General features: G+C 39.8%; 19 protein-coding genes. 10 read left to right on the top strand and 9 right to left on the bottom strand.

Annotated elements, in window-relative coordinates; all coding sequences use genetic code 11:
• Nucleotides 1–506, bottom strand: a 506-nt coding sequence (locus tag ACLL8Z_RS00485; protein WP_411272779.1) for an OmpA family protein, incomplete at its 3' end; no start/stop codon positions are given.
• A gap of 125 nt (nucleotides 507–631) precedes the next feature.
• Between ACLL8Z_RS00485 and ACLL8Z_RS00480 the strand changes: the two genes are divergently transcribed.
• The 3 genes from ACLL8Z_RS00480 (at nucleotide 632) to ACLL8Z_RS00470 (ending at nucleotide 2,556) form a co-directional block, all read left to right on the top strand.
• A complete protein-coding gene (locus ACLL8Z_RS00480; RefSeq protein ID WP_411272778.1) occupies nucleotides 632–1,474 on the top strand; it encodes an SDR family oxidoreductase in 843 nt (280 codons plus the stop codon).
• A gap of 157 nt (nucleotides 1,475–1,631) precedes the next feature.
• Nucleotides 1,632–1,892 carry an RNA recognition motif domain-containing protein gene (locus ACLL8Z_RS00475; protein WP_411272777.1) on the top strand — a complete coding sequence of 87 codons (261 nt, stop codon included), beginning with the start codon at nucleotides 1,632–1,634 and terminating at the stop codon, nucleotides 1,890–1,892.
• 271 nt (nucleotides 1,893–2,163) lie between these two features.
• Nucleotides 2,164–2,556 (top strand): DUF1573 domain-containing protein, encoded by a 393-nt coding sequence (locus ACLL8Z_RS00470; RefSeq protein ID WP_411272776.1) that lies wholly within the window; start codon nucleotides 2,164–2,166, stop codon nucleotides 2,554–2,556.
• Nucleotides 2,557–2,610: 54 nt separating this feature from the next.
• On the opposite strand, the gene ACLL8Z_RS00465 is transcribed toward ACLL8Z_RS00470, so the two are convergent.
• The 5 genes from ACLL8Z_RS00465 to cphA all read right to left on the bottom strand — a co-directional run bounded on the left by ACLL8Z_RS00465 (nucleotide 2,611) and on the right by cphA (nucleotide 9,831).
• Complete coding sequence (locus ACLL8Z_RS00465) at nucleotides 2,611–3,558, bottom strand: SMP-30/gluconolactonase/LRE family protein (RefSeq protein ID WP_411272775.1); 948 nt, start codon at nucleotides 3,556–3,558, stop codon at nucleotides 2,611–2,613.
• Between the two features lie 108 nt (nucleotides 3,559–3,666).
• Nucleotides 3,667–4,368, bottom strand: coding sequence for an ABC transporter ATP-binding protein (locus ACLL8Z_RS00460; protein WP_411272774.1), 702 nt, complete (start codon nucleotides 4,366–4,368; stop codon nucleotides 3,667–3,669).
• 1 nt (nucleotide 4,369) lies between these two features.
• Nucleotides 4,370–5,845: a DUF5687 family protein gene (locus tag ACLL8Z_RS00455; RefSeq protein WP_411272773.1), complete on the bottom strand. Its 1,476-nt coding sequence runs from the start codon at nucleotides 5,843–5,845 to the stop codon at nucleotides 4,370–4,372.
• Between the two features lie 78 nt (nucleotides 5,846–5,923).
• A complete protein-coding gene (locus tag ACLL8Z_RS00450; RefSeq protein ID WP_411272772.1) occupies nucleotides 5,924–7,204 on the bottom strand; it encodes a replication-associated recombination protein A in 1,281 nt (426 codons plus the stop codon).
• 11 nt (nucleotides 7,205–7,215) lie between these two features.
• Entirely contained in the window at nucleotides 7,216–9,831 is a 2,616-nt protein-coding gene (cphA, locus tag ACLL8Z_RS00445; RefSeq protein WP_411272771.1) for a cyanophycin synthetase, read from the bottom strand.
• Between the two features lie 334 nt (nucleotides 9,832–10,165).
• Between cphA and ACLL8Z_RS00440 the strand changes: the two genes are divergently transcribed.
• From ACLL8Z_RS00440 to ACLL8Z_RS00420, 5 genes are all read left to right on the top strand, one after another.
• On the top strand, nucleotides 10,166–11,077 hold the full coding sequence (locus ACLL8Z_RS00440) for a cyanophycinase (protein WP_411272770.1): 912 nt from the start codon (nucleotides 10,166–10,168) through the stop codon (nucleotides 11,075–11,077).
• Nucleotides 11,077–11,925: an isoaspartyl peptidase/L-asparaginase gene (locus ACLL8Z_RS00435; RefSeq protein ID WP_411272769.1), complete on the top strand. Its 849-nt coding sequence runs from the start codon at nucleotides 11,077–11,079 to the stop codon at nucleotides 11,923–11,925. Before ACLL8Z_RS00440 ends, ACLL8Z_RS00435 begins: the two co-directional genes overlap by 1 nt.
• Before the next feature lie 107 nt (nucleotides 11,926–12,032).
• The gene (locus ACLL8Z_RS00430; protein ID WP_411272768.1) at nucleotides 12,033–13,121 is read left to right on the top strand and encodes a tetratricopeptide repeat protein; all 1,089 of its coding nucleotides are present in this window, start codon (nucleotides 12,033–12,035) and stop codon (nucleotides 13,119–13,121) included.
• 151 nt (nucleotides 13,122–13,272) lie between these two features.
• A complete protein-coding gene (locus ACLL8Z_RS00425; RefSeq protein WP_411272767.1) occupies nucleotides 13,273–15,465 on the top strand; it encodes a carboxy terminal-processing peptidase in 2,193 nt (730 codons plus the stop codon).
• A 65-nt stretch (nucleotides 15,466–15,530) separates the two neighbouring features.
• On the top strand, nucleotides 15,531–18,035 hold the full coding sequence (locus tag ACLL8Z_RS00420) for a ligase-associated DNA damage response DEXH box helicase (RefSeq protein ID WP_411272766.1): 2,505 nt from the start codon (nucleotides 15,531–15,533) through the stop codon (nucleotides 18,033–18,035).
• On the opposite strand, the gene ACLL8Z_RS00415 is transcribed toward ACLL8Z_RS00420, so the two are convergent.
• Together ACLL8Z_RS00415 and ACLL8Z_RS00410 are read right to left on the bottom strand one after the other, a co-directional pair.
• Nucleotides 18,032–18,970 (bottom strand): SPFH domain-containing protein, encoded by a 939-nt coding sequence (locus ACLL8Z_RS00415; protein ID WP_411272765.1) that lies wholly within the window; start codon nucleotides 18,968–18,970, stop codon nucleotides 18,032–18,034. The two genes, ACLL8Z_RS00420 and ACLL8Z_RS00415, sit on opposite strands and share 4 nt — an antisense overlap.
• A 432-nt stretch (nucleotides 18,971–19,402) precedes the next feature.
• Nucleotides 19,403–20,305 (bottom strand): endonuclease/exonuclease/phosphatase family protein, encoded by a 903-nt coding sequence (locus tag ACLL8Z_RS00410; RefSeq protein ID WP_411272764.1) that lies wholly within the window; start codon nucleotides 20,303–20,305, stop codon nucleotides 19,403–19,405.
• A gap of 253 nt (nucleotides 20,306–20,558) precedes the next feature.
• On the opposite strand from ACLL8Z_RS00410, the gene ACLL8Z_RS00405 reads away from it, so the two are divergent.
• The gene (locus ACLL8Z_RS00405; RefSeq protein ID WP_411272763.1) at nucleotides 20,559–20,747 is read left to right on the top strand and encodes a hypothetical protein; all 189 of its coding nucleotides are present in this window, start codon (nucleotides 20,559–20,561) and stop codon (nucleotides 20,745–20,747) included.
• Between the two features lie 71 nt (nucleotides 20,748–20,818).
• Here the strand turns inward: ACLL8Z_RS00405 and ACLL8Z_RS00400 are convergent, their stop codons facing one another.
• Nucleotides 20,819–21,358: a C40 family peptidase gene (locus ACLL8Z_RS00400; RefSeq protein ID WP_411272762.1), complete on the bottom strand. Its 540-nt coding sequence runs from the start codon at nucleotides 21,356–21,358 to the stop codon at nucleotides 20,819–20,821.
• Between the two features lie 250 nt (nucleotides 21,359–21,608).
• Between ACLL8Z_RS00400 and pdhA the strand changes: the two genes are divergently transcribed.
• Nucleotides 21,609–22,604, top strand: coding sequence for a pyruvate dehydrogenase (acetyl-transferring) E1 component subunit alpha (gene pdhA / locus ACLL8Z_RS00395; RefSeq protein WP_411272761.1), 996 nt, complete (start codon nucleotides 21,609–21,611; stop codon nucleotides 22,602–22,604).
• Nucleotides 22,605–22,610 lie beyond the last annotated feature (6 nt).

Genomic DNA, 22,610 nt, shown 5'->3' with positions numbered 1-22,610 from the left:
GCTTTAACAGATGCAGCGCGTCTTTCAGAGAGCTTATAGTTATAAGCGTCAGTGCCAGTAGCATCAGTATGTCCAACAATTAAAATATTAGTTTGTGGATTGTTCTTTAAAGATGTTGCAAGACTTTCAATATTTGATCTGGCGGCGCTCTTCAAATCAGCTTGATTAACATCAAATAAAATACCTGAATCGAATTTAACAATGATCCCTTCACCCTCGCGAATAACTTCAGCGTTAGGAACAGTATTTTTGATCTCTTCGGCCTGACGATCCATTTTACGACCGATAACAGCCCCTGCAGTACCACCAACAGCTCCACCGATTATTGCACCGACAGCAGTGTTCCCAGCCTTTTTACCAATGATAGCACCAATAGTACCACCAACACCTGCTCCAATAACTGCGCCCTTTTGAGTCTTTGTTGCAGTAGCACAGCTTTGAAATAACATAGCAGAGGTTGCAAATGCTAACCCTAATGTTGCTATTTTCATTTTTGTATTTTTCATCTGTTTATAATTTTAGTTTTTGAATGTTAAAGAAGCTACCATAAATTTACAACAATTTCTTATCATAATAAATTCAAAGTCAGTGCCAAAACTAAATCTTGGCATAAACAGTTTAATTTTGTGGAATGTCACATAACATTAAGGGCGTAATAAGTTTATTAGGCTGCGGTTGGCTTGGTTACCCGCTAGCAAAAAGCCTTATTTCACAGGGTTTTACAATTCGGGCTTCAACAACAACTCCGACTAAAATAAGTTTTATGCAAAATGAAGGAATTGACCCCTATTTAGTACATTTTTCTGATGGTGTATCAATCCCTGATCTAAAAAAGTTTTTTAACGCAGAAATATTAATTATAACGATTCCTCCCGGTCGACGTAATCTGCAGGGATTCGACAACTATCGGCGAATGGTTCAATACGTTTGCAGGGAAATTCAGGATAGACCGTTGTTGAAGGTAATCTTAATCAGTTCGACCTCCGTTTATCCCGATAACAACAATGTTGTTGATGAGTTTTCGATAATATCACCTGACACTGATTCAGGAAAATTAATGGCGGATACCGAAATGCATTTAAACAAACTTCCGCTAAAAGTATTGTGCCTGAGACTTGCCGGACTGGTTGGGCCAGGCCGTATGCCGGGAAGATTCTTTGCTGGTAAAAGTCAAATACCGAATGGCTTTTCACCAGTAAATCTGATCCACCTAAACGATGTAATAGGGATTATCAATTGTCTGGTAAACGATCGGAACGCGGATGGAATTTATAACGGATGTGCTCCATCTCATCCTGTCAGGGAGGAATTCTATACTTTAGCAGCAGAAATAGAAGGCCTTAACAAACCTGATTTTATTCAGGAGAAGGCTGGATGGAAAGTAGTTTCAAGTTCACGTATAAAAGAAGAGCTCAATTACAAATTTGAAAAGCCTTCGCTAATGGACTGGCTTTATTCGATTAGGCAAGGTTGAAATAATTTTAACTGTTTGAAGAATGCTTTTGTTACCATTCATTTGATATTCTTTACTTAATTTTATATTTAATAGTTTAATTATCCGTGTAGAGCATTATCCATGATATAACAAGTATTAAATAATTCAGCAAGTATTAACAACCAATTATAAGCATATGAATATTTTTGTCGGAGGACTTCCTTTTAAAGTAGATGAGAAAGAGCTAAGAGAGCTTTTTGAAAAATATGGAGAACTTACTTCAGTCAAACTAATAGTTGATAAACAAAGTGGGAGAAGCAAAGGCTTCGGCTTTGTAGAGATCGAAGATGATGCTGCCGGGCAGAAAGCTATCGATGAATTGGATGGCACCGAACTATATGGGCGTAGTATAGGAGTTCGGATCTCGGAAGATAAAAAACCAGATAGAAGGTACTAATACGTTATGTAGGCCTCTTTGCACTACGGTTAGTCGTATGGCCGTGCTTTGCTTCGATATAACCTAATTAGAGCTTGCGTGCAGTAACATTTTAATTATGATCGTTTAATCGATAATTTGGACGTACGAAATGCGTAAATTTGTTAATATTCTTTTTATGTACAGAATTATTATTACGTTTATCTAATAACAAATTGAACAGAGCATGGAGCTGCATTGATTTTGCAAGTTCCAAACCGCAGTTGCGGATTTAAAAACAAACCATATACACATGAAAAAATTTATTATTCTTTGCGGCGTACTATTTTTATTTGCCGCTGTAACTGCTTTCAGGATCGATGCTCAGGCTGAATTTAAGTTTGAAAAAGAAACCTATGACTTCGGAAAAATTCCACAAGGTAAACCCGTGAGCGTAGAATTCAAATTCACTAATGTCGGCGACGAACCCTTAATCATTACCAATATTGAAAGCGTTTGTGGTTGTACAGTTCCAAAATACACCAATACTCCTGTGCTAACAGGCAAGACCGGAACTATCACCGTTACTTACAATGCTGCGACGCTTGCCCCATTCAGTAAGGGATTGACAATCAAGTCTAACGCTAAAACTCCTGTGAAAGTTATTTACATTAAAGGTGAGGTTGTACAAACAGCAGCTGAATAAAGATCTTTAAGAATTGATCAAGCATCCGTCAAATGGCGGATGCTTTTTTTTGCTCTATCTTATTCCTTTCACCTTCATTTGCAGTGTATAAACTGCTTTACTGGCTGTGATAAAAAGTAAATCTCGATTGGCGCCACCGAAACATACATTCGCTGTCCATCCGGGAAGGGGAATATTCAAAATCTTTTTCCCCTGAGGGTCAAATACTGTTACACCCTGACCTGTGATATATAAATTGCCGTTCATATCCATTGTCATTCCATCCGACCCCATCGGCACGAAGAGACGCCGGTTTGACAAAGTTCCATTTTTGTTAATTTCGTATTTATAGGTTTTTTTATCATTTATGTCGGCGACAAATAGGTATTTCCCGTCTGCTGAGCCTATAATCCCATTAGGCCTTACCAAATTGCTATCAACAATAAAGGCTTCTTTTTTACCTTTAGGAAGATAATATAAACGCTCATCTGTCATATCGGGCTTTTTTCGTTGCCAATATGGGCGCTGATAATAAGGATCAGTAAAGAAAATTCCACCCTTTTTATCGATCCAAAGATCATTTGGGCCATTGAAACGCTGACCTTTAAAATTATCTATTAAAATTGTCACCTTCTTATCCGGGCTGATTGACCAGATTTGATTATTCTCGTCAGCTGCTGTAATGAGGTTTCCCTTTTTGTCAAAATACATACCGTTAGAACGCCCCGTTTTGTCAAGAAAAATTGTGAGTTCGCCGTTGATATCAAATTTCCAGATCTTATCATTTGGCTGATCCGTAAAAAATACGTTTCCATGTTTGTCCACTGCGGGTCCTTCAGTGAAACTAAATTGGCTCGAAATGAGCCTCGGTTCGGCGCCATCAGCAACTATGTTAGCACTTGTATCCGAAATGCTTTTATCAGGACTCAGTACCCGCGATGCATTTTCTTTCCCCGGAGTAAAGAAGTACAAAGTTATGGGAAACACAATACTTGAAAAAAAAGCTTTATCTAAGTTCATCATTTTGTGGATTAAAGACTGGGTGTTTTTCCTCCAAAAATCGGGAGGTTGATGCCCTTGATATATGATGCTGCAGGGCTTGCAAGAAATGTAATTGTAAATTCATGCCTTCTATGATAAAACGGAAAAATATTCTTCTAACTCATTAAGTGTATTTGAATTAGTTGCGATATCTTTTATGATCTTTCCCTTCTCCATAAGAATTATTCTTTCACAAACATCAGTAACATGATTAAGATCGTGACTTGATATGAGTGTTGTAATACGTTTTTTTGCACTTAAATCTTTCACCATATTTTTCAGTCTGATTTGGGTGCTCGGATCAATATTAGCGAAAGGTTCGTCCAGCATGAGCAATTCGGGGTTCTGCATAAGACTTGCCACGACTCCAACTTTGGCCTGGTTTCCTTTGGAAAGATCCCGGATATATTTTCCGCGGTTCAGTATTTCGCCGTTAAAAAATTCGGCATAATTATTAAGCTCCGAATCGACGTGCGCCTTACTAAGATTAAACAAGCTTCCGGTGAAATAAAAATATTCTTCTGGCGTGAGATAGTCGATCAGAAACCCCTCATCTAAATAGGATGTAGTATAGTTTTTCCAGTCGTCTGACTCAGCAACATTCTTGTCTTTTGATAAAACCACACCCCGATCCGGGCGGACGAGGTCGAGCATCATCCTGAACAAGGTTGTTTTGCCAGCGCCATTATTTCCAATAAGCCCGATGGTTTCGCCGGTTCGGATAGTAAGTTCAGGAATATTAACTACCCTGACGCCATTATAAATTTTTTGTAAATCTTTAATTTCGATCATACTATTGATTTCTAAAGCCCTCGGCAATGATGTAACGTTTATTTTCAAATATGTTGACCAATTTTCTAAGCCAGAATTCCCTGCCAAGGATGAATGCAAGACCTGTAATAGCAATTACACCCAAGCCAATTTCGGAATATTCAAAATAACTGAGCGGGGCATAGATCAAAAAGGGCGTTATCAACAGAGGAACTGATAAGATCCATTGGGATACACCAACGCCTTCCCAGTTAAAACTTCCCCCTTTGCTCAAATCAATCCGCTTGTAGTTTTGATTGGCAAAGTACAATACGAAAACAGTGTTCACCCCGAGATTCCAGATGAACATTATAAAGTGGACGATCAGCACTTTCCAACCGAAATAAATGTACGGGATAGTTAAAAGGAAACAAAATGTGGAGAAGACATCAAATAAAAGAAATTTAGACTTGAAAAATTCTTCAGGACTGATCCTGCTCGAAAGCAGGCCATCAAAATGAGCGCTTTGCCAGCTAAACATGAATTGGCCGTAATTAATGATGAAAATGCCAGTCATGAACATTCCACAAAAAACTATATGCCCGTAACCATCATATGAGGGGTTATTGTAGAAAATTAAGCCATATAGCATAAACATCATGCACATAATTACAACAGACCTGGGACGCTTATTTCGAAAAATAAGTTTGAATTCGTTTGCTGCTAGATCTCCAACTTTTCCAAACCTATCCAGGTAGGGAATTTCAGTACTCGATTTTACGGACGTTTTTGAAGATTGAAGTTCTTCCAGGTAAAGATTACTTTTTAAATATCTATGGTTTATAAAAAACATTGCCCCGGCAAGTATCAAAGGGACTACAGATGCTAAAGGCTGATCGATTATCTCATTCAGTATATTTTTTGAAATAGTCGAAAGCGAAATTATTTTGAAATAAAATTCAAGAGCCCATACAATAAGAAGCAATCCAAAGAATGCTAGCATCCAGATAGCATTCAGATTTACTTTTCTTTTTAACCAGAGACTAAAGAAATGATTAATCATTGTAAGTCCCAAAATACAAGCCATATACCCCCAAAAGGCATAAGCACCGTGAAGAGGTATTAAAACCTTTATGAGGAATGGAATTGTAAGAAGGAATGGTGTGAGGTTAAAAGCTGTCGCAAGCGATGTGATAGACAAATAATTCACAATTTGATTTTTACTAATTGGTAAATGCAGGTAAGGTCTGACACTTAAGGTAGGTAATTCCTGAAGCTGAAAACGCATTATCAGGTCCATAACAAAATAATAGAGAATAAAACTGTTGAAAGTTTGGAGGACATCCTGTCCTGGAAAGGTCTTCAATAGGATCTTATCCATAAAAAAAGCCACTACTGAAACATTTATTAAAAGATAAACAATGAGAATGCCCATAACGATTCTCATTGCAATGCTTTTTCCTTTATTTTGAGACCTCCAAAATGCTTTCCACTGCTGAGATAAAAAAGTTAAAGTCATAGTTGAAAATATGAAAATTCTATGTCTTTACAACTCAAACTAGAAAATCGAATGGCTTTATCCTTAACATATTAGAAATTAATATTTGTATTTGCCTTTCCAGAGCATTTTTAATCGTTCCCTAAGTTTTTCTTCGGATGCATTTTTACCTGGATTGTAAAGCAATGTCCCGCTTAGCTTTTCTGGCATATATTCTTGTGCAGAAAAATTATTTTCATGGGAATGCGAATACTCATATTCTTTTCCGTACCCTATATTTTTCATCAGCTTTGTAGGCGCGTTCCGAAGATGCAAAGGCACTGACTGGTCGCCGGTGCGTGCGACTAATTCCTGTGCCTTACCAATTGCTTCATAGCTGGCGTTACTTTTCGGTGATGATGCGAGATAAGTAACCGTTTGAGACAAGATAATCCTTGATTCCGGGAACCCAATAACGTTAACAGCCTGGAAACAACTGTTTGCTAAAAGTAAAGCATTCGGGTTAGCATTGCCGATATCCTCAGATGCTAAAATCAGCAGTCGACGGGCAATAAATGAGGGGTCTTCACCGCCAGCGATCATCCGGGCGAGCCAATAAACTGCTGCATTGGGGTCGCTACCCCGAATTGATTTTATGAAAGCTGAAATGATATCATAATGTTGTTCACCTGTTTTATCATATATCGCCATATTCTGCTGAACATGTTTAAGAACGAGTTCATTAGTGATAATTACATCCGGCTTATTTACGGCGTTTATTACAAGTTCAAGGACATTCAGCAGTTTTCGAGCATCTCCCCCCGACAGCCGAAGTAATGCTTCGTGCTCCTTAATTGCGACTTTTTTCTTTTTAAGATATAAATCTTCTTTTAATACCTTATTTAAAAGCTCCAAAAGATCATCTTCAGATAAATTCTGCAATATATATACCTGGCTTCTGGAAAGTAAGGCAGATATTACCTCAAAAGACGGATTTTCGGTAGTGGCACCTATTAACGTAACGAGGCCACGTTCAACAGCTCCGAGCAATGAATCTTGTTGCGATTTTGAAAACCGATGGATCTCATCGATAAAAAGTATGGGTAAATTCTGGTTATCATCTTTCAGCCTGCAAGCTTTTTCGATCACTTCACGGATATCTTTAACTCCTGAATTAATTGCGCTAAGACTAAAAAAAGGGCGTTCTAATTGACGTGCTATGATGAAAGCAAGGGTCGTTTTGCCCACCCCCGGCGGACCCCATAAAATTAAAGACGGCAGATTGCCATTTTCAATTGCCAGCCTTAAAATAGCATCATTTCCTACGAGATGTTTTTGTCCGACATAGTCGTCCAGATTTTCAGGGCGCATACGTTCTGCCAGTGGAGGTATTGTTGCCATTATTCTAAGGATTACATCCCCATTTCTTTATCCTGGAAATCCTGTGCCAGTTCCACTGCGTGATTTACCGAATCGCCGATCATGGTTATAAATGAACCTTGTTCCGCATGTTGAACGGCATAGTTGAAGGCAGCTTTACCATTATCAATAACCTGAATATCGATCTCGGGTTTTATCTCCTTCAATCCTTCGGTAAGAAGTGAAACAATGTTTTCTCTTGTCCGGCCGCGCAAATACTTTTCCTGACAAATAATGACATCGTCAAACATTTGTGCTGATATTCTTCCAATTTCACGAAGGTCGTCATCGCGTCTGTCGCCTGTTCCTGAGATAATACCGGTACTTCGTTTTATATCAAGGGTCGATAGAAAATCCTTTATGCCTCTCAACCCATCAGGATTATGGGCAAAATCAACCATGATTTTAAAGTCCTTTAAGTCGAAAATATTCATTCTCCCGGGCGTTTGGGCCGCAGAAGGAATAAATGTTTCAAGGGAAAGGCGGATATCTTCAATTTTAAAGCCCCAGACAAAGGTTGCCAGACTTGCAGCTAAAACATTTTGGGTCATAAAGCTTACCGTTCCATTAAAAGTAATCGGAATGTGTGTAACCTTTTCGATGCGAATTTTCCAGTCGCCTTTCATGATCGTGATATAGCCATTTTCATATACAGCTGCTATTCCTCCTTTACGGCAATGTTCCTTCACTATTGGATTTTTATCATCCATTGTAAAGTATGCGAGGTTACAATGAACCTCCTTTCCTATAGCGACACAATATTTATTATCAGCATTCAGTATTGCCCAACCATCATTTTTTACTGATTTTACAATTACCGCCTTAACCCTTGAAAGATCCTCCAGCGTATTGATATCGGATATACCAAGGTGATCTTCCTGGATATTTGTAATTACTGCAATATCGCAGTGTCCAAAACCCAGGCCAGAGCGTAAAATACCTCCACGTGCAGTCTCAAGAACTGCGAATTCGACGGTTGGGTCTTTTAAAACAAATTCGGCACTTAATGGGCCAGTAGTATCACCCTTAAGGAGCATGGAATTCTGAATATAAACCCCATCTGAAGTGGTGAATCCAACTCTGTAACCATTATTTTTTACTATATGAGCAATTAAACGGGTCGTAGTTGTTTTACCATTCGTACCCGTCACAGCAATGATTGGTATCCTTGCAGATTTTCCGGGAGGATAAAGCATATCAATTACTGGTGCGGCTACGTTTCTGGGCAATCCTACGCTGGGTGCGAGATGCATCCTGAATCCGGGGGCAGCGTTGACTTCCAAAACTACTCCTCCATTTTCGGTAAGTAATTCGGTAAGATTTTCGGCCATTATATCGATTCCACAGATATCCAATCCGATGACCCTTGCTATGCGCTCGCACATGAACACATTCTGAGGGTGCACGAGATCGGTTACATCGATCGAAGTTCCGCCTGTACTTAAATTTGCTGTTGATTTTAAATAGACAATTTCTTTTGATACAGGTATGCTTTCCAGGGTGTACTTTTTTTTCTCCAACAGATCAAGCGTATCCCGGTCCACTGTTATTTCTGTTAGAACATTTTCGTGCCCATAACCTCTGCGTGGATCGCTGTTTTCTTTTTCGATGAGATACTGAACAGTATTCTCTCCATCACCAATAATATGTGCAGGCACACGTTGAGCGGCTGCTACCATTCGATTGTCGATTACCAAAACCCTGAAATCATGTCCGGTTATAAACCGTTCAGCAATTACCCGATGGGAATATTTTTGAGCATAGGCAAATGCTTCTACAGCTTCTTCCCGTGTTTTTACATTGATAGTTGCTCCCTTTCCATGATTCCCATTCAAAGGCTTAAAAACCAAAGGAAAGCCAACTTTTTCTAAAGCCTCATTAAGGTCTGCCAGCGATGAAATAGTCGAGCCTTTAGCAACAGGGATGGCCTGCTCGGTAAGTATGCGTTTCGTTTCGTCTTTATTTCCAGCAAGATCTACGGCAATGCTGCTTGTTTTGTCAGTCATCGTTGCACGGAACCTTACCTGATTTTTACCATATCCAAGTTGGACAAGTGAACTGCTATTTAATCGAATGAACGGAATATTACGTGCAACAGCCTCGTCAACGATCGATGCCGTGCTAGGCCCGAAACGCTCCCTCTCGCGCATTTTCTTCATCGTCATGATATCATTTTCAATATCATATTCTTCACTATTAATAATCGCAAGTGCGATTTTCACGGATGCTTCCGCTGCATAAACACCAACTTTTTCTTCGATGTAATTAAAAACAACATTATAAATTCCCGAAGTTTTAGTTTCTCGAGTCCGGCCAAAACCAGTTTCCATACCCGCAAGTGTTTGCAATTCTAATGCAATATGTTCAATCACATGCCCCATCCAGGTACCTTCATCCACGCGCTCTAAAAAGCCGCCTTCATGACCAGGAGAACAGCGATGGGTATATAGACTTGGGATTAGTTTTTCAATTCTTTCCCGAAAGCCATCAATCTTATTGGTAGGGCGTTGTTCGAGCTCTTCCAGGTCTAATCGCATTTGTATTAGCTTCCGGCGCCTTGCCGACCAGATGTTTGGACCTTTTAAAACTTGTATACCTAATATCTTCATCTTGTAAAAATCTTGTTTTATATGTCAAATTCTGCCGACAGCGAAACTAATACACTGATTCTATGAATGTGCGGCCCTATGTATGAGCAATTTCTTTCACACGATTTGTTCTTGGAATGGTTGTTGGAGTTTAATCTGTATGAAAACCACTGTTAAGGTATAAAGTTTCATCAAATAATGAAATTTTAAGACTATTATTTGGTTGATAAGTTTGAATATTCCTGCTGACAAACCTATCCTATACATAATTGTGGAAAAGTTTAATAAGTAATATTCAAACTTATAGGACACGCAATATATATTTAGGTTTTCGTATGATAATTAGACAAGTACTATGGTTCCAAAGGGCAAACTGGTTATTATTGGTGGTGCAGTAGATCTGGGAAGTTCACTCAATTATAACGAAAACATTAGCCACCCTCACTATATTAAATTCTTTGAGCAAGGAATCCTTAGGCGGGTTATCGTCGAATCTGCAAAGGCTGAAAATTCTGTGGTTGAGGTCATAACAACTGCATCGCAAATCCCTGACATAGTGGGTACAGAATATATCAAGTCGTTCAATCAGTTACAGGTTAACAATATAAATGTTCTTGATATAAGATCCCGTACTGACGCAGCAAACCAGGAATATCTTGAGCGAATAAGCAAAGCAGACGTAGTTATGTTCACAGGGGGTGACCAATTACGTCTCAGCTCAATTTTCGGCGGTACAAAATTCCTGCAGATTCTAAAAAAACGTTACCAACAGGAAGATTTTTTAATAGCTGGTACTTCAGCAGGTGCTGCAGCTGCATCTACTAATATGATTTACCGGGGTAGCAGCAGTGAAGCACTGGTAAAAGGAGAGGTACAAATAACCGCTGGCCTGGGCTTTGTTGATTCGGTAATTGTTGATACTCATTTTGTGCAAAGAGGGCGCATAGGAAGGCTTTTTTATGCAGTTGCGAGCAATCCCGGTATGCTAGGGATTGGTTTAGGTGAAGACGCTGGTCTACTGATAACGGATGGAAATTGCCTTGAAGCAATAGGATCTGGTTTAACTATACTAGTTGATGGCCGTTATATCAGCGAAACAAGCATTTATGAGGTTGAAATTGGATCGCCGGTTTCCATTGATGGACTTAGAGTGCATGTTATGTCACTTTTTGATAAATATGACCTTGAAAAACATGAAATGGAGATAAAGAAAGCCATTAAGGTAGAAGATGGGGTGTTTTTGAAAGTTAAAGATTACGATAATTAATGAGGGCTAAGCTTATTATTCATGGGGGTTTTTTTAGTGAGTCGCTTACAAATCAAGAGATAAAACTTGCAAAACAGGAAGCGCTTTCTGAAATAGTACAGAAATCTTATATCCACCTTAAAACTCATACAGCGTTACAGACTTCTGTTTTTGCTGTTTCTCTGCTTGAAGATTGTCCGCTTTTCAACGCCGGACTGGGCTCCCAAATACAAAGTGATGGAAAGATAAGATTGAGCGCAAGCCTGATGGATGGAAAAAGCCAGAAGTTTTCAGGTGTAATTAATATTGAGGATGTTAAAAATGCAATCCAGGTTGCTGAAAAATTAATGTGTGAAGAGGATAGGGTTCTAAGCGGTAGCGGAGCACATGAGTATGCGAGACAAAACGGCTTTGAGCATTTCAATCCCGAAACTGCTCAGAGAAGGAAAGAATATGAAGAAAAGCTAAGTGCTTCAATCGGTTTAGGTACGGTAGGGTGTGTAGCCCTTGATAATGATGGAAACATCGCTGCAGCTACCTCGACAGGAGGAAAAGGGTTTGAGATTCCTGGCCGTGTAAGCGATTCCGCGACCGTGGCGGGAAACTTTGCTAATGGATATGCGGGCATTTCATGTACCGGGGTTGGCGAGGATATCGTTAGCGCGGGTCTTTCGGTAAAAATTGTTACGAGGGTAACAGATGGGATGAGCCTGCAAAAAGCCTGCAGGAAATCATTTGAAGAAATGAAGTCTTACGACGGCTTTGCTGGTATAATTGGTATTCGCTCAGATGGTGAGATGTATCATTGTGACTCGCATCCTTATATGGTTTGGGCCTCCTATGACAAGCAATTGTCAGTTTTTGTCTGATTTTTCGATTCCTCATAATTTTAAAATTCTTCGTACGTTTGATAGATTCAGTATGATACTGTAATTGAGAGCTTTAAATTTCGCTGACTAATTATTTAAATTTTTAGATGAAACTAAAATTACTGGCCATTTCGGCTATTGCGCTCCTGACTGTCAATATTTCCAGTCTGGCCTCCGTAAAAGAGGTCAGCACGAATGAAATTGACCATTGGAGCGTTATTCCTTCAATTTCAGTTTATGATTCTCTTAAAATTGAAGTAAGGAAAGTTGTGCTTTCTAAAAATCCTGATGCATTTAAAGATTTTATTAATGCATTACAGTTTCGTGAGCTATTAAAAAATTCTGATATTCCACTTCCGGCATTTCCAATTTCTGCTGGCATATATAACGGTAAGCTTTTATCTGGATTTTTAGGTGCGGATGATCAATTACTTTTGTTATACAGAAATTTGGGTGATCGTGTAGCAGAAGCTGGCATCTTGAGTTCTCTGGGTACTAATTCTGCTGTTGAAGGAAATATGGATAAGGCTTTAATGTTTTTTCATGACGCCTTAAAAATAAACACTGAGCTAGTCGACAAAACGGCAACTGTGAAAAATTATTTCAGTCTGGCCCGAATTTACAAATACAGGGAAGACCTGCCGCAAGCCTTGAAGTATAATATGCTTATAATGGAAGAGTCCCTGCTTAGCCGGAATTATCGTCAATTGGGGGAGGTCTATTTGAATTTGGCTAGTATCTGGACTGCTCAGAATAAATACAAAGATGCCGAAGCCATACTTATGAATAAAGCGCTGCCGTTATTTGCCTATAAGATCCACGATAAGATCGGATTAATGAGATCTTTTGATCAGTTGGCAGAGATTTTCCATCTCCAAAAACGTTTTTCGGAAGCTAAATGGTTTTATATTCAATCTAATACGGTTGCCAGGAAACTGAACAACTCAACGGGTATCGTGAATTCTCTAGTTAGTCTTGGGCATGTCAAAATGTCAATTGGCGATCATCAGCTCGCATTGACAGATTTACGTGAGGCCGAGAAGCTTTCCATTTCAAACAAATATAAGTTCAAATTGGTTGAAATAAAAGGAGATCTGTCTAAAGTCTATGCTGCAATGGGAAATAAAAGTGCTGCTAACTCTGCTTTATCAGAATTTACTGTATTAAAAGAAGCAATTTTAAAGAGCAAACTGTAACTGCTTTCAAATAAGAACTTATTTATTAATAGCAACCATAAATTTGCAATTAAGCATAGCACAAATATGTTACACGTTGAGGGTGTGAAATACGTGCTCAACGTGGTTAAATTTAAATTTTGGTACCAAATTAGATACCTTTTAAACCAGAATGGATTTTAAATCAATAAAAGAGATGTTAAAGAAAATATCGCTGGCCTTTTTACTTGTAGCAGCACTAGCCTGTCAGGCTGATCCGCGTATTACCGCGGTAGTTTCACCTAACGATCTAAAACCCGACATACAACAATCAGTTGAAGCAAAGTCTGTAGTTGAACTTTTAGAGAACTTTCATTATAAAAGAGTAGCAGTTGACGATGCCTTATCGTCACTTATTCTTGATGATTATTTGAAAGCTCTTGACGGCGGAAAGAATTATTTTCTCCGGAGTGACATAGCCGATTTTGAAAAATACCGAACTACACTTGACGATGATCTTCGAACAGGTGACCTCAGCGTGGCATTCTACATTTTTAATGTTTACCAAAAGCGTTTTAATGACCGGATTGGTTTCGCTTTAAAGCAGATTGATAATAAATTTAGCTTTGCATCGAACGAAACTTATGTTTATGATCGAGAGAACATGCCATGGTTTACTAATCAGGGTGAATCTGATGCTCAATGGGCAAAAAAGATTAAATATGAAACTCTGAACTTAAAAATTACCGGAACTGACGAATCTAAAATTGGCGAGACCTTAAAGAAAAGGTATGAAAATCAGGTTTCACAGTCAACAAAATTTAATAATCAGGATGTGTTTCAAATATTCATGAACTCATTTACGGGTTCTGTAGAAACGCATACTAGTTATTTCGTCCCCACCAAAGCCCAGGAATTCAATGAAGACCTGGCCCGAACCTTTGAAGGCATTGGCGCGCGTTTGCAGTTAGAGAACGAGGTGGTTAAGATCGCAGAAATTATTCCCGGAGGGCCTGCTTTTAAAGCGAAAACGCTTGAAGTAGGTGACCGCATAATTGCAGTTGCACAAGGTAATGGGGAATTTGTAGATGTAGTCGGCTGGAGACTGGATGTTACAGTAACGAAAATCAAAGGCCCTAAAGGAACCACAGTTCGTTTGAAAATCATACCCGCCGGTCAGGAAATGGCTTCAACACCTAAGATTGTGACGCTTGTGCGTGATAAGGTGGTGTTGGAAGATCAGTCAGCAAAAAAAATCACCAAGTCGGTTACTTCCGGGGGTAAAACTTATAAAGTTGGAATAATTCAGTTGCCAGCGTTTTACGCTGACTTTAGAGCAATGCAAGCTGGCGACAGAAATTATAAGAGCACTACTCGCGATGTCAGGATCCTGCTCGATAGCTTGAAGAAGGAAAACGTAGACGCAGTAATTCTTGACCTGAGAAGTAATGGAGGCGGTTCACTTCCTGAAGCAATCAGTCTAACAGGATTATTTATTAATAAAGGCCCGGTTGTTCAGGTTCGAGATAGACGCAATAAAATTGAAGTTGACGAAGATGAAAATGCTGGTGTTGCCTGGTCGGGGCCATTGGGTGTAATGGTTGACCGTTTCAGTGCTTCTGCTTCGGAGATCTTTGCCGGCGCTATACAGGATTACGGACGTGGTATCATCATCGGAAACCAGACTTATGGAAAAGGAACAGTGCAGCAGGGAATAGATATGAAAAGGGTTATCGGTCCGGCAGATATGCTGATGTTAAAAGCTGCTCAAACTGCCTCCAGCAAAACAAATATTGAAGGTACGAAAACAAGGGGTGGTGCAATTACGAGTTCGGGCAACACTCCTGAATTCGGACAGATCAACCTCACAATGGCAAAATTCTACAGGGTTAATGGAAGCAGCACACAGCACAGAGGCGTAATGCCTGATATTGAGTTTCCGACTATATTTCCTATAGATAAATATGGCGAAAGTTCAGAGCCAAGAGCACTTCCCTGGGATACTATTGCGCCAAGTAATTTTATTCCGGTAACTAACCTTGTTGCTTCCAGAACAAAATTATTAAATCTTCATAATGAACGTATGAAAACTTCATTGGAGTTTAAAAACCTGAAGGAAGATATTATGGAATATGCCAAACGGGATGCTGAAACTTCCATTACTTTAAACGAGGCACAGCTTAAAAAAGAACGTGATGAGCAGGAAGCTAAATCACTCGCACGTGATAACCAAAGACGTGTAGCAAAAGGGTTAGCCCCAATTTATAAAAAAAAGGATCCGAAAGTTAAGGATGATTTTGCTGGTGAGCCAAAAGTAAAAGAGGATAATGATTTCATTAGGGATGAAAGTCTGCAGATCATGGCAGACTTCATAAATCTAAAATAGCAGAGACCCCGCACCTGCGGGGTTTTGTTTTAATATTCTTTTCTGTCTCTTCTGGTTAATCCCCCATGACACAAGGTCAGCAAATAATTTCAGAATGGTTTGCCATGAAACAATGGCAACAGTTCCCCTTCCAAAAAGATATGGAGCGAGCTTTTCTGAAAGGCTATTCTGGCCTGCTAAACGCACCTACAGGTAGTGGGAAAACTTTTGCGATGTTTTTACCATTTATTGCCGACTATATAAGCAAACATCCCAACGATTACCAGACAAGAAAAAATAATGGCCTTCAGCTTCTCTGGATAACGCCTTTACGAGCTCTTACCAATGACATTCGCAAAGCAATGCAATCCGTTGTGGATGACCTTAATCTTCCCTGGAAAGTAGGCAGCCGCACTGGTGATACATCCGCGAAAGAAAAACAGGAATTAAGAAAAAGGCAACCTGAGATTTTGCTTACTACCCCCGAAAGCCTTCATCTAATGATTGCTCAGAAAGAATACCCTAAGTTATTTGAGAATCTGCAAGCTATAGTGATCGATGAATGGCATGAGCTGTTAGGGAGCAAGCGCGGCGTTCAAGTCGAACTGGCACTATCCCGACTTAAAAATCTGAGATATCCGGAGCCCTCTGCGCTTCGGATTTGGGGAATCTCCGCCACCATTGGTAACCTTGAACAGGCTGCCGAAGTTCTTCTTGGAAATGATTTCAACCCGGGAAATGTCAGGCTTATCAGGTCAAGGCAAGACAAAAAGATCATTATTGAATCGGTCATACCTGAGAATATAGAGGAATTTTCATGGGCAGGACACCTTGGAATAAAGCTCTTACCTCAGGTCATGGAAATCGTTGCCAATAGTAAAACAACTCTGATTTTTACCAACACGAGATCGCAATCTGAGATCTGGTATATGGCCATTCTTGATAAGTACCCCGAATACGCCGGCGTTATGGCCATGCATCATGGGTCCCTTGATAATGAGCTTCGCAACTGGGTTGAAAATGCTTTACATAATGAAATGCTTCGCCTGGTAGTTTGTACGTCGAGCCTCGATCTGGGCGTTGATTTTCGTCCGGTCGATTCCGTTGTACAGATAGGAAGCGCCAAAGGTGTCGCACGATTTATGCAACGTGCCGGACGAAGTGGGCATCATCCCGGCGCTACATCTAAAGCCTGGTTCGTCCCAACACATTCCCTGGAGCTGTTGGAAGGTGCAGCTCTAAAACAGGCTATATCCGATGAGGTTTTTGAAAGCCGTGATCCAATACTTCTCGCGATGGACGTACTCATGCAATACCTGGTTACTCTCGCGGTGTCCGATGGATTCCGACCCGAAGCTGTTTACCGGGAAATCAGATCAAGCTATTCCTATGCGGATATTGAAAAACGAGATTTTGATCAGATGTTGGATTTTATCACCAAGGGTGGTAAAACATTGTCCCAGTATGACGAATTCCTAAAAGTTGAAATAGAAAATGGGCTCTATAAAGTGAATAGCCGGAAAGTGGCTATGCACCACCGATTAAGCATGGGCACAATAGTGGGCGATGTAAGTATCCGTGTCAAATTTTTAACCGGGGGATTTCTCGGATCTATAGAGGAGTACTTTATTTCTAAATTGAAGATCGGCGACACCTTCTGGTTTGCGGGCAGAAGTTTGGAGTTGGTTAACCTTAAAGATATGACGGCATTTGTTAGAAAGTCATCCAAGAAAAAGGGCATAATTCCGAGCTGGATGGGTGGTAGAATGCCGTTGTCATCACAATTGTCCGCAAAGCTGCGCGAAAAGCTGGATGAAGTTGGCGTACTGATTAATGAAGGCTCAAATGGGAAAATGAAGACTTCAAAAGGACTTGATATAGAAGTTAAAGCACTCAAACCTTTGTTCGAGCTTCAAGCTAAGTTATCCAGGGTCCCCTTGCGCTCGGAGTTTTTAATCGAAAAATTTAATTCCCGTGATGGCTATCATTTGTTCTTTTACCCGTTTGAAGGAAGACTCGTTCATGAAGGAATGGCTTCTTTATTTGCATACAGAATTTCTAAGCTTAGGAAGGCAAATTTTTCAATAGCTATGAATGATTATGGATTTGAGCTTCTAACGGATGATGAAATTCTGCTTGAAGAGGCATTAAAAGAAGGACTTTTTTCGATCGAAAATCTTCTGGAGGATATTCAAAAGAGCTTGAACTCTAACGAGATGGCCAAAAGAAGGTTCCGGGACATTGCCCATATTGCAGGATTGGTTTTTACGGGGTTCCCGGGGAAATCTATGAAAAGCAAACATCTTCAGGCATCTACATCCCTCTTATTCGAAGTTTTCAGTGAATATGAAAGCGACAATGTATTAGTGAGACAAGCCTACCATGAAGCTATGCAGTTTCAGCTTGAAGAATTCCGTCTGCGTGCCGCTTTACAGCGTATTCAGAAACTAAAGGTAGTAATTACGGAGAGTGAGAGACCCACGCCATTTGCTTTCCCTATACTGGTTGACAGTCTGGGACGCGAAAAACTGATTACCGAAACAATCGAAGAAAGGGTTGCCAAAATGACCCTTTTGTATAATAAAGATTAGGATTTCTTTTTCTTGTCCGGCATAGTATCCATCACATTTATACTCATCATTTGCTCCATAGTACGTTTCATACCATCGGATGATCCATCAAGAAAGATCACATTGCCACTGCCATTCTCAGCAAAATGTTTTATCGCTTCAGTCCACATCGTAAATAGAATCACGGAAGTATCCAAATCGGCGGTCTTCATTTCATTGGCGGCATGTGTCATACCCTTAGCAACTTCTTCTCTGAACAATGCAATCCCCTGTCCGCGTAACTGTGCAGCCTCACGTTCTGCATTCGCCGCAATTTTAATCGCGTTACCATCAGCCTCAGCAGCTTTGGTTTTTGTTATTAATAAAGCTTGTCCTTCATTTTCAGCAGCTGCCTTTAGGTTGTTAGAAGCAACTACACGGCTCATTGAGGTAAGAATAACCTCGTCGAATGTTATGTCGTTAATCTGAAGATCCTGTAAGTGGTAACCCCAGCTCTCCAAAACAGTATCAATTTGATCTTTAACGTGATCAACTATATCCTTGCGCAAACTCAATACCTCCGATTGTTTTTTACTCGCAACGAAAGATCGGATGGTTCCCTCAATGGTCCGGATTAGCGCCTGCATGAAATTTTGCTCGTTTATAAACTTAAACGCTACATTCTTAATTGTTTCTTCATCGGGATTGTTAACGGAATATAGCACCATCGACTTAAAATAAACATTCGCCTGGTCTACTGTAACAGCTTGAAATTCAAGTTCTACAGAGCGGTTCTGTATGGAAACACGCGAATGGATGACCTCTATCAAAGGGATTTTCATGTTTAATCCTGGTGACAAAAGTCTGCGGTACTTGCCAAATATGGTAACAACTGCTATAGTACCTTGTCTTACGGTTACAAATGAACTAAAGAGAATTACGAATGCAATAAAGAAGAGGACATAATTTGTATACATAGTAATAAAATTTATTGAATATACAGAAGATTTGATTAGCATTCATCTTCTATCGATATTCAGTATTAGGACGTCCCAAAGCTCCTGATGTTACAGATAATCTGGACACGTCTCAAATCCACTCAAAGATGACACTATTTCGCTAAATGAGGTGAGAGTTGTAATTACCTTTTACTCCGCAAACGCGAAGTAAACGCGCACGAAACGCGTACGAAACGCGGATTAAACCCGTCGTTATGCGCGTTTGCATTGCGTTTAACCTACGTTTAACTTAGCTTTTCTTTAGCTTTGTTTAGCCCGCAGTTAAAATGTGATTATGGATTGATAGGAACTCTTCCTACGAGGCTTTGGAGAATCAAGCCAGGGGATAAATGCTTGGGGTGCAGACCCTCTTCTTATTTATGAAAAGTGGAATTGAAGTAAAGGTGGTTGCTAGGTTGGTTTGTTGATCTTTTCGCTGGCAGTTTTTTGATCTTCCTGATCAGCTTTCGGTTCTTCCTGACGAACTACTTCTTCGGGTGAATATTGTAATTTAATGTACATTGGAAAATGGTCTGAACCGCAGCTCGGCATTCTTTTGATATTAACCAGAGTAAAGTCGTTTGAGCAAAAAATATGGTCTAATGGAAATCTTAAAAAAAGATATTTTGCATGGAAGGTATTGAAGAATCCACGGCCTTTGCGGGGATCCAACAGACCACTGATCTTTGAGAATAGCTCCGTAGTATAGCTCCATGCGACATCGTTCAGATCGCCGGCAACAATAACCGGATGTTTGCTTTCTTTTGAATCTTTCCCTATTAACAATATTTCTTTATCCCGTTCTGTTGATCTGGGGTTTTCCTGTGGTACGGGGGGCGTCGGATGGAGCCCATGAAACTTTATCAGGTCGCCTGATGGCAACTTAATAAGTGTATGCATAGAAGGTATATTATCTTCAACTAAAAATTCAACTCTCTCGTCCTGTAGCTCAAATTTAGAAAACAGCATCATCCCATAAGTATTTTCCGATGGGGCAAGTAACTGGTACGGGTATTTTTCTTTCAAAACCTCTAGTTTCTCAGCCCACCACAAATCGGTCTCTACAAGCATAACTACGTCTGGATTTTGAGAATTGATGCATCTCAGGTATTCGTCTGCCTTACGATTGTACTGAAACACGTTGCCAATAAAAAGACCTATCTGCTTCTTGGGATGATTTTGCTTAAAGCCATTCAATTGCTTTTTTGCCACTCTGGTAAAGGGGAAGACCTGATATGAAAGATAGCCTGTGTTAAAAAATAACAAAAAACCGATGAACTTGTCGGATGTGGTAGTTATTTCGTAAAAAATCAATAATAATATGAGCAGGGAAACATTGATGAATAGTTTCTGGAGTCTGGGATACTCACACACTCGAAAAATCCAATAATCATGTCGGATCAAGGGGATTAACGAAATTATAATAACTATGTAACTGCTGACTATAATCAGGCTTTTAAATATTTCCAAAACAAAGCGTATTAACAAACATAACAATAATAAGATTTCGTGGTAAAATGTTTTCTCATGGCAGGTAAATTGCTATAAATGATTAAACTTGAAAACCATGAACTTAAAAAGAACTTTCGGAACTATACTAACCATCTTAGGTATAATAGGGCTTATTTATGCTGCCGTAGGGTTTGTGCAGAATTCTGACGGAGCAAAATCATTAATTGTTTTCGCCGTGTTGGGTGTGATATTCTTCTTTACAGGAATAGGATTGGTAAAAAATACTACAGACGTGGCCAAATAATAAAAAAGGCACCGTACTAAAATAAGTACGGTGCCTTTATAAATTTGCAGCCGGAGGTGGCTGTGGAGATATCAGTCTCGTAAAGCCGCCAGAAGCCTGCCGCCTTTATAATAGTATCTTCTCCAATAGCTTTCATCCAGATCACTGATCATTACACCTTTACTACTTGAGGCGTGTGCGAATTTGTTATTGCCCATATAAACTCCAACATGAGTAATCGAATGGCTTCCAATCTTAAAAAATACCAGATCACCTTCCTTCAACTGATCCTTATTGATCGGGTCTACCATGCTGAAGATATTTCTTGAATTGCTCCCAATAAGAGTACTGAAGACTTTGTTATATAGTTCGAATGCGAATCCGGAACAATCAACGCCTTTTTTGGAAACACCACCCAAACGGTAAGGCGTCCCAATCCAATCGTAAACAAATTGATATAGCTTTAAATTAGATGTTGCAGAAAGGGCAACTCCCATTATTTGCGAAAAATATTCCGTAGCCAGATTGTCAGGATCTTCGATCTTAGCAGCCAGTTTCAGGTTATTGGTTTGTGCCTGAACAGACACAAAAGAAATCATAAGTAGCATTGCTACAATTACTTTTTTCCCCATTTTATCCTCTCCGTTATAGTTAAAACAACAAGACTATTAACGCTCTTATACTCTTAATATTCTCAGAATGTTACAATAGTAGGACAATTATTTTGTAATCCAACCCTAAAATGTGAATTTAAAACTTTTAACATAGTCAATATTATTTGAAATCTGGCGTAACAAAGCCACAATGCTATTCTTTTTTTAGGAAGATATGGTTAGATTTGTCGACCCCTGACCGGGATAAACAAAACAGACATTATCAGGAATGAGTGCAATTGAAATAACCAAAGACACCTACCTTCAATGGTATGAATCAATGCTATTGATGCGAAAATTCGAAGAAAAAGCAGGGCAACTTTACGGACAGCAGAAGATCAGAGGCTTCTGCCATTTATATATTGGTCAGGAGGCTGTCCTGGCTGGAGCAATGTCTGTACTTCGCCCGGATGATTCTATGATAACAGCTTATCGTGATCATGCTCATGCGCTGGCTAAAGGCATGAGTGCCAACGAAATCATGGCAGAACTTTATGGTAAAGCAACCGGCTGTTCAAAAGGTAAGGGCGGTTCAATGCATATGTTCAGTAAGGAAAAGAAATTTTTCGGGGGACATGGAATTGTGGGTGGTCAAATCCCTCTGGGTGCTGGAATTGCTTTTGCTGAAAAATATAATGGTACAGACGCAGTATGTGCGACATATATGGGTGATGGAGCTGTTCGGCAAGGAGCACTAAATGAAACCTTTAACATGGCCATGTTATGGAAACTCCCTGTTGTGTTTGTCTGTGAAAATAATGGTTATGCCATGGGTACTTCGGTTGCCCGAACTACAAACATGGTTGACATATATAAAATAGGTTTAGGCTTTGATATGCCATGCGCGCCTGTTGATGGGATGGATCCTGCTGCCGTTCATAATGCTATGGACGAAGCAGTACAGCGTGCCCGCCGTGGCGACGGACCGACATTCCTGGAGATCAGAACCTACCGTTACAAGGGTCACTCCATGTCAGATCCTGCTAAATACAGAACCAAAGAAGAATTAGAGGGATACAAAGCAAAGGATCCAATTGAAGTGGTGAAACTTGCGATTGAAGAGAAAAAGTATGCTGATGAAGCTTGGTTTGAAAAAATTGGCGAGAAAATTAAAGCTATCGTTGACGAATCAGTTAGATTTTCGGAAGAGTCTCCATGGCCTGACCCAGCTGAACTTTACAAGGACGTATACGTGCAATCGGATTATCCATATATCCGCGACTAATTATTT

It is taken from the genome of Daejeonella sp., assembly GCF_046590655.1.
Taxonomy (GTDB): domain Bacteria; phylum Bacteroidota; class Bacteroidia; order Sphingobacteriales; family Sphingobacteriaceae; genus Daejeonella.
The sequence above is the reverse complement of the archived record's forward strand: the minus strand, read 5'-3'. Positions and strand labels throughout refer to the sequence as shown.